Source organism: Bacteroidota bacterium (genome assembly GCA_021300195.1).
Taxonomy (GTDB): domain Bacteria; phylum Bacteroidota; class Bacteroidia; order J057; family JAJTIE01; genus JAJTIE01.
Genome location: JAJTIE010000041.1, coordinates 21,298 through 27,600 on the forward strand (window position 1 = coordinate 21,298; position 6,303 = coordinate 27,600).

Annotated in this window: 12 protein-coding genes; all 12 read left to right on the plus strand. The window is 47.5% G+C overall.

Annotated features, from left to right (window positions below):
- Nucleotides 1–519 (plus strand): 30S ribosomal protein S5, encoded by a 519-nt coding sequence (rpsE, locus tag LW884_09550; protein MCE3008571.1) that lies wholly within the window; start codon nt 1–3, stop codon nt 517–519.
- Between the two features lie 2 nt (nt 520–521).
- On the plus strand, nt 522–698 hold the full coding sequence (gene rpmD / locus LW884_09555; protein MCE3008572.1) for a 50S ribosomal protein L30: 177 nt from the start codon (nt 522–524) through the stop codon (nt 696–698).
- On the plus strand, nt 695–1,150 hold the full coding sequence (rplO, locus tag LW884_09560) for a 50S ribosomal protein L15 (GenBank protein ID MCE3008573.1): 456 nt from the start codon (nt 695–697) through the stop codon (nt 1,148–1,150). Before rpmD ends, rplO begins: the two co-directional genes overlap by 4 nt.
- A complete protein-coding gene (secY, locus tag LW884_09565) occupies nt 1,147–2,487 on the plus strand; it encodes a preprotein translocase subunit SecY (protein MCE3008574.1) in 1,341 nt (446 codons plus the stop codon). Before rplO ends, secY begins: the two co-directional genes overlap by 4 nt.
- Nucleotides 2,488–2,489: 2 nt before the next feature.
- The gene (gene infA, locus LW884_09570) at nt 2,490–2,708 is read left to right on the plus strand and encodes a translation initiation factor IF-1 (GenBank protein MCE3008575.1); all 219 of its coding nucleotides are present in this window, start codon (nt 2,490–2,492) and stop codon (nt 2,706–2,708) included.
- Nucleotides 2,709–2,721: 13 nt separating this feature from the next.
- Nucleotides 2,722–2,838, plus strand: coding sequence for a 50S ribosomal protein L36 (gene rpmJ, locus LW884_09575; protein ID MCE3008576.1), 117 nt, complete (start codon nt 2,722–2,724; stop codon nt 2,836–2,838).
- Nucleotides 2,838–3,218 (plus strand): 30S ribosomal protein S13, encoded by a 381-nt coding sequence (rpsM, locus tag LW884_09580; protein MCE3008577.1) that lies wholly within the window; start codon nt 2,838–2,840, stop codon nt 3,216–3,218. The genes rpmJ and rpsM overlap by 1 nt, the downstream gene beginning before the upstream one ends.
- Nucleotide 3,219: 1 nt before the next feature.
- Nucleotides 3,220–3,603 (plus strand): 30S ribosomal protein S11, encoded by a 384-nt coding sequence (rpsK, locus tag LW884_09585; protein ID MCE3008578.1) that lies wholly within the window; start codon nt 3,220–3,222, stop codon nt 3,601–3,603.
- A gap of 2 nt (nt 3,604–3,605) precedes the next feature.
- The gene (rpsD, locus tag LW884_09590; GenBank protein MCE3008579.1) at nt 3,606–4,208 is read left to right on the plus strand and encodes a 30S ribosomal protein S4; all 603 of its coding nucleotides are present in this window, start codon (nt 3,606–3,608) and stop codon (nt 4,206–4,208) included.
- A 17-nt stretch (nt 4,209–4,225) separates the two neighbouring features.
- Entirely contained in the window at nt 4,226–5,215 is a 990-nt protein-coding gene (locus LW884_09595) for a DNA-directed RNA polymerase subunit alpha (protein MCE3008580.1), read from the plus strand.
- A 1-nt stretch (nt 5,216) separates the two neighbouring features.
- Nucleotides 5,217–5,744 (plus strand): 50S ribosomal protein L17, encoded by a 528-nt coding sequence (gene rplQ, locus LW884_09600; GenBank protein MCE3008581.1) that lies wholly within the window; start codon nt 5,217–5,219, stop codon nt 5,742–5,744.
- A gap of 266 nt (nt 5,745–6,010) precedes the next feature.
- A partial coding sequence (locus LW884_09605; GenBank protein ID MCE3008582.1) for a hypothetical protein occupies nt 6,011–6,303 on the plus strand: 293 nt, incomplete at its 3' end.

The window sequence follows — 6,303 nt, forward strand, 5'->3', positions numbered from 1 at the left end:
ATGAATATGAAAGCACAACGTGTAAAGGCTGGTGAAGCTGAGTTGGCCGAGAAGTTGGTTGCGGTAAATCGCGTAGCCAAGGTGGTAAAGGGTGGACGACGTTTCAGCTTTAGCGCCATAATAGTGGTGGGAGATGGTAAGGGCGTTGTTGGCCATGGCTTGGGCAAAGCAGGCGAGGCTACCAATGCGATCACCAAGGGCATAGACGATGCCAAGAAGAACTTGATACGCGTTCCTATTATCAATGGAACGGTGCCCCACGAATTGTATCACAAGTACGGTGCTGCACGCATTATCATTAAGCCTGCCGCACCTGGTACAGGTGTACTGGCCGGCGGTGCCATGCGTGCTGTTCTGGAGGCTGCTGGTATCAAGGACGTATTGGGTAAAAGTACAGGTTCGTCCAACCCACACAACGTGGTGAAGGCCACAATTGATGCCTTGGCTAATATGCGTGATGCGCATTCTATCGCTAAGACACGCGGTGTTACTTTGTCTAAAGTCTTTAACGGTAGCTAGATATGAAAGTAAAAATAACGTTGGTCAAGAGCGTGATCGACCGAGAAAAGTCTCAAAAGGCTACGGTTAAGGCACTTGGATTGGGCAAGCTAAATCGTAGCGTGGAGCATGAAGTCAACCCACAAATTCTGGGGATGATCAAAAAAGTAAGCCACCTGGTAAAATTGGAAGAAGCATGAAACTCCATACACTGAAGCCTGGAGAAGGCAGTACGAAGGAGGCCACCCGTGTGGGTCGTGGTCAAGGTTCGGGCAAAGGGGGAACTTCTGCTCGTGGCCATAAGGGAGCTAAGAGCCGCAGCGGCTATAGTCAGAAGGCAGGCTTTGAGGGTGGTCAGATGCCCTTGCACCGCCGATTGCCCAAATTTGGATTTAAGAATCCGTTTCGGGTGTCTTATACCATTATTAATCTGGATCGCCTAGATGAGATAGCCGCGGAGGCAAAGGTGAGTGAACTTACTCCTGCTTTTCTTGCGGAGCATAAGTACATTGCGAAGAAGGATCAGCCCCTGAAAGTTCTTGCAAACGGAGAAATCAAAGCCAAGCTTAAAGTCAGTGCTCATAAGTTTAGTGCAGCTGCCAAGGCTGCTATTGAGCAGGCTGGGGGCGAGGCGATAATCATCGAAGCATGAGAAGACTAAGAGATACACTGCGGAATATTTGGAAGATCGACGAGCTTCGGAAGCGCATAATTTATACGCTTCTGTTGCTTGCTGCCTTTCGATTTGGCTCTTACATTATTCTACCGGGTATTAACTCCGAGGAATTGCAACGTCAGTTTGCAGCAGGCCAGGGTGAGGGAATTCTCGGTCTTCTGAACGGATTTCTTGGCGGTGCTTTTTCTCGCGGCTCGATTTTTGCGCTGGGTATCATGCCTTATATATCGGCAAGCATCATCATTCAGCTCATGACCGCTGCTGTGCCAAGTATACAGAAGCTGGCGAAGGAGGGCGATAGTGGTCAGCGAAAAATAAACCAATTGACGCGCTACCTCACAGTCGCTATTACCGCTGCACAATCTATCGGATACATTATCAACTTACAAGGGCAGTACCAGTCAGCTATTACGGCACAGGTTACCATCTTTTGGGTCACCAGTATCTTTATCCTTACTACCGGAACGATGTTTCTGGTGTGGCTGGGTGAGCGGATTACGGAGAATGGTATTGGAAATGGCGTTTCACTCATTATAGCCATTGGCATTATGGCCGGTTTCCCCTTGGCTATTTTGAATGAGTTTACGATTAGCCCGCTCATGATTTTTTACTTTGAGCTGATTGCTTTGGCCTTGGTTACTGCGGCAGTTATTTTGTTGACTACAGGAACGCGCAAAATACCCATTAACTATGCCAAGCGCATGGTGGGCAATAGAATGATGGGTGGGATGACCACGAATGTTCGGCAATATCTACCCCTGAAGATAAACGCAAGTGGGGTTATGCCCATCATATTCGCTCAGGCTATCATGTTTTTGCCTGGAATGGTTATGCAGTTTTTTCAGGACAGTACTTTTTGGGCTAGTGCCGGATCTGCATTTGGGAATCCCAATAGCCTTCCCTACAACATCCTGTTTGTAGTTCTTATCATTCTGTTCACGTACTTTTACACGGCTATTGCGGTAAATCCCAATGAGATCGCGGATCAGCTGAAGCGCAGTGGCGGTTTTATTCCCGGCATTAAACCCGGCAGGCCTACTTCTGAGTTTATTGACCGCACGCTTACCAGGATTACGCTGCCCGGCTCGATTTTTCTTGCTTTTGTTGCTATTATCCCTACGATAGTGGCTCAGTTTGGCGTAGGTTCTCAGTTTAGCTACTTTTATGGTGGTACGAGTTTGCTGATTATGATTGGTGTGGTGCTGGATACGCTACAGCAAATTGAGGGTTATCTGCTGAACCGACACTATGATGGACTTATGAAGAGTGGTCGTGTGCGGGGACGGGCCCAGCAAGTAGGCGCAGCATTTTAATTATGGCAAAACAGAATTCTATAACCGTAGACGGCAAGATCATCGAAGCCCTCCCAAACGCTCAGTTTCGTGTTGAGCTGGAGAATGGGCATGAGATTTTGGCTCATATCAGCGGAAAGATGCGGATGTATTACATCAAAATTCTGCCTGGTGATCGTGTGAGCTTGGAGCTGTCTCCGTATGATTTGACAAAGGGAAGAATTACCTATCGGTATAAGTAAAACGAAGTGAGTGATGAAAGTAAGAGCATCCGTTAAAAAGCGCACAAGCGACTGTAAGGTAGTACGACGAAAGGGTCGTGTCTACATTATCAATAAAAAGAATCCTAAAATGAAACAACGTCAAGGATAATGGCACGTATAGCAGGAATAGACCTTCCCAAGAACAAGCGCGGCGTTATTGGCCTTACCTATATTTACGGTATAGGAAGAGACACATCGGCTCGAATTTTGGCCGAGGCAGCGGTAGACCAAGACAGGCGTGTGGGTGAGTGGACTGACGATGAGCAGGCACTGATCCGTCAGATCATTGCTGATAATTTCAAGGTGGAGGGTCAGCTACGCTCCGAGGTGCAGATGAACATTAAGCGCCTGATCGATATCGGATGCTACCGTGGTGCACGTCATCGCGCGGGTCTGCCTACTAGGGGGCAGCGTACCAAGACGAATAGCCGTACCCGCAAAGGAAAGCGTAAGACAGTAGCAGGTAAGAAGAAGGCAACTAAGAAGTAAGATGGCAAAAGTTCAAAAGGTAAAGAAGAAGCTAAAGGTAGCTGCGGATGGCAAAGTGTTTGTCACCAGCTCTTTTAATAATATTATCGTAACGGTGACGGATGCCGCCGGAAACGCCATTAGCTGGAGCAGTGCTGGTAAGGCAGGCTTTCGGGGTAGCAAGAAGAATACGCCTTATGCTGCTCAGGTTGCCGCCGGTTCTTGTGCCAAGGAGGCTTACGATCTGGGTTTACGCCGAGTGGAAGTTTTCGTAAAAGGTACCGGTAGTGGCAGGGAATCTGCTATTCGCGCTATCGCAGGTGTAGGTATTGAGATCCTGCGCATTACCGACACTACACCGATACCCCACAATGGTTGCCGTCCACCTAAACAACGTCGTGTATAATTATGGCAAGATATAGAGGCCCCAAACAGAAGATTGCCCGTCGTTTCAAGGAGCCAATTTTTGGCTACAGTAGGGCTCTGGAGCGTAAAAATTATGGTCCAGGTCAGCACGGCAAAACTCGCCGTACTAAGCAGAGTGAGTTTGCTACCCAGCTCATGGAGAAGCAAAAGGCTAAGTTTATGTATGGCATGCTCGAGAAGCAGTTTCGTATTACCTTTCAGCGTGCAGCTCGCCTGCCAGGCTCTACGGGAGACAACTTGATTAAGTTGCTGGAAGCACGCCTGGACAATACGCTCTATCGCATGGGCTTCGCCCCCACACGCCGGGCTGCGCGCCAGCTTGTGGTGCATAAGCACGTGAAGGTAAATGGTCAGGTGGTGAATATACCGAGTTACTCGCTCAAACCTGGAGACCAAATAGAGATTCGCGAGCGGAGCAAGAGTCTGGAAGTCATTACAGAATCGGCAAGCACTCACAATGCGCGCTACAACTGGCTAGAGGTAGACAGAAACACCTATGCAGGTAAATTCCTGAGCTATCCTGATCGCCAGGATGTGCCTGAGAGCATTGAAGAGCGCATGATTGTCGAATTGTACTCACGTTAATTTTAATCGTTTACATTATGAGCCTGCTGGAATTCATTATGCCGGAAAAAGTGGTGATGGAGAGGGAGCAAGACTTCTATGGGAAGTTTATGTTTCGCCCTCTGGAGCCCGGCTATGGAACCACAGTTGGGAATGCTTTGCGCCGGGTGCTACTCAGTAGCCTCGAGGGCTTTGCAATCACTTCTATAAAAATCCCCAGTGTGGAACATGAGTATAGTTCCATCCCGGGTGTAATGGAGGATGTGATTGATCTCATACTGAACTTGAAGCAAGTTTGTTTGAAGCAGGTAGTAGAGGGTGAGACCAAGATCTTCGTTTCGGTACGAGACCAGGATGTGTTCACTGCTGCTGATATTGCTCGTAGCACGAATGCTTTTTTGATAACCAATCCGGATCTGGTCATTGCCAACCTGGACAGGAGTGTTCAGTTTGATATTGAGCTGAATATCGGCAAGGGTAGGGGCTATCGTCCGGCGGAGGAGAATAAAAACCCCGATATGAGCTTTGGCGAGATTGCGGTGGATAGTATCTTTACTCCGATCAAGAATGTGAAATACTCGGTAGAGAACACACGTGTTGAGCAGCGCACAGATTATGAGCAGTTAATTCTGGATATATCTACGAATGGTACGATTGATCCGGACGATGCGCTCAAGCAGGCTGCTGGCATTTTGATCAAGCATTTCATGCTATTTTCAGATGAGACTATTCAGCTGAAAACTGCAGAGCCCAGTCAGCGCAAGGAGGTGGATGAGTCCTTTTTGCAGATGCGTAAGCTCTTGAAGACCAATCTGAGTGAGCTGGATCTTTCCGTACGCGCCTACAATTGCCTGAAGGCAGCTGAAATTCGCACGCTTGGAGATCTAGTTAGCTACAACATTGCAGATCTGCTCAAGTTCCGTAACTTTGGAAAAAAATCACTTAGCGAACTGGAGGAGCTAGTTGCTTCGAAGGGGCTAACATTCGGCATGGATGTAGCTAAGTTTAAGCTAGAAGAAGAATACTAAGATGAGGCACGGTAAGAAATTCAATCACTTAGGCCGTAAATCTGCGCATCGTAAGGCGATGTTGTCGAATATGGCAAGCTCGCTGATAGAGCATAAGGCAATACGTACTACTCTGCCCAAGGCTAGAGAGCTACGTAAGTATGTTGAGCCTTTGATCACAAAATCGAAGAATGACACGATGCATAGCCGCAGAACGGTGTTTAGCTACCTGCAAAACAAGTTTGCGGTTAAGGAGCTTTTTGGCGCTATTGCACCGAAGGTGATGGACCGTCCGGGCGGCTATACCCGCATTCTGAAGCTGGGACCGCGCCAGGGTGATAATGCCGAAATGGCATACATTGAGCTGGTTGATTTCAATGAGTTCTACACCAAAGGTAGTGCGAGCAGCAAGCGTCGTCGTAGCAAGAAGAAGGGCGCAAAGGATGAGGCTACAATCACAGCTGAAAAGCCTGCTACCTCGACGGATGTGCCGGTAGAAGTGGCTGAGGCCACGGATGCAGCAGCAACAGAGGAAGCTAAGAACGAATAGCCGTTCTGATCGAGCCCGGTTCATCAGTATGCGACTTTTGTTATGCCAGCTGATTCTGATTTTCTGTCTGACATTTTTCAGTAATGCTTGAATAATAAAAGGGATCCTTCGATCCCTTTTATTATTATCCAAACTCCCTGATTTCTGCCTAAGAATCTTAATTTCAGTCGATATTGCCCCATTTCAATGGGAATGGCCTAATCCTAATATTATATTATTATATAGGGGCTTGACTTACAAGGCATAGGAAATTGCCTTGTAAGTCAATGAATAACAGCAAGTTAAGTGCATGCAAGCAGAAAAAGATTCTGCAAGCATTCGTCATAGAGCTAACAGCCACTCAGGCCTCGAGTCTTTTGCAGATTAATCGGAACACAATAAATCGTTACTATCACTTTTTTCGTGAACAAATCTTAGTCCATCAAACCAAAGAATTTGAGCAACAAGTAGGAGAAATAGAGCTAGATGAAAGCTATTTTGGAGGCGTTCGGAAGGGGCTGAGAGGCCGATCAACTGTATACAAAAAGTGCCTGTGTTTGGGCTACTCAAGCGTGGAGGA

Bases quoted from the DNA above. Each gene is read 5' to 3' on its own strand.
- rpsE (MCE3008571.1), top strand. From the start codon at position 1: ATGAATATGAAAGCACAACGTGTAAAGGCTGGTGAAGCTGAGTTGGCC.
- rpmD (MCE3008572.1), top strand. From the start codon at position 522: ATGAAAGTAAAAATAACGTTGGTCAAGAGCGTGATCGACCGAGAAAAG.
- rplO (MCE3008573.1), top strand. From the start codon at position 695: ATGAAACTCCATACACTGAAGCCTGGAGAAGGCAGTACGAAGGAGGCC.
- secY (MCE3008574.1), top strand. From the start codon at position 1,147: ATGAGAAGACTAAGAGATACACTGCGGAATATTTGGAAGATCGACGAG.
- infA (MCE3008575.1), top strand. From the start codon at position 2,490: ATGGCAAAACAGAATTCTATAACCGTAGACGGCAAGATCATCGAAGCC.
- rpmJ (MCE3008576.1), top strand. From the start codon at position 2,722: ATGAAAGTAAGAGCATCCGTTAAAAAGCGCACAAGCGACTGTAAGGTA.
- rpsM (MCE3008577.1), top strand. From the start codon at position 2,838: ATGGCACGTATAGCAGGAATAGACCTTCCCAAGAACAAGCGCGGCGTT.
- rpsK (MCE3008578.1), top strand. From the start codon at position 3,220: ATGGCAAAAGTTCAAAAGGTAAAGAAGAAGCTAAAGGTAGCTGCGGAT.
- rpsD (MCE3008579.1), top strand. From the start codon at position 3,606: ATGGCAAGATATAGAGGCCCCAAACAGAAGATTGCCCGTCGTTTCAAG.
- LW884_09595 (MCE3008580.1), top strand. From the start codon at position 4,226: ATGAGCCTGCTGGAATTCATTATGCCGGAAAAAGTGGTGATGGAGAGG.
- rplQ (MCE3008581.1), top strand. From the start codon at position 5,217: ATGAGGCACGGTAAGAAATTCAATCACTTAGGCCGTAAATCTGCGCAT.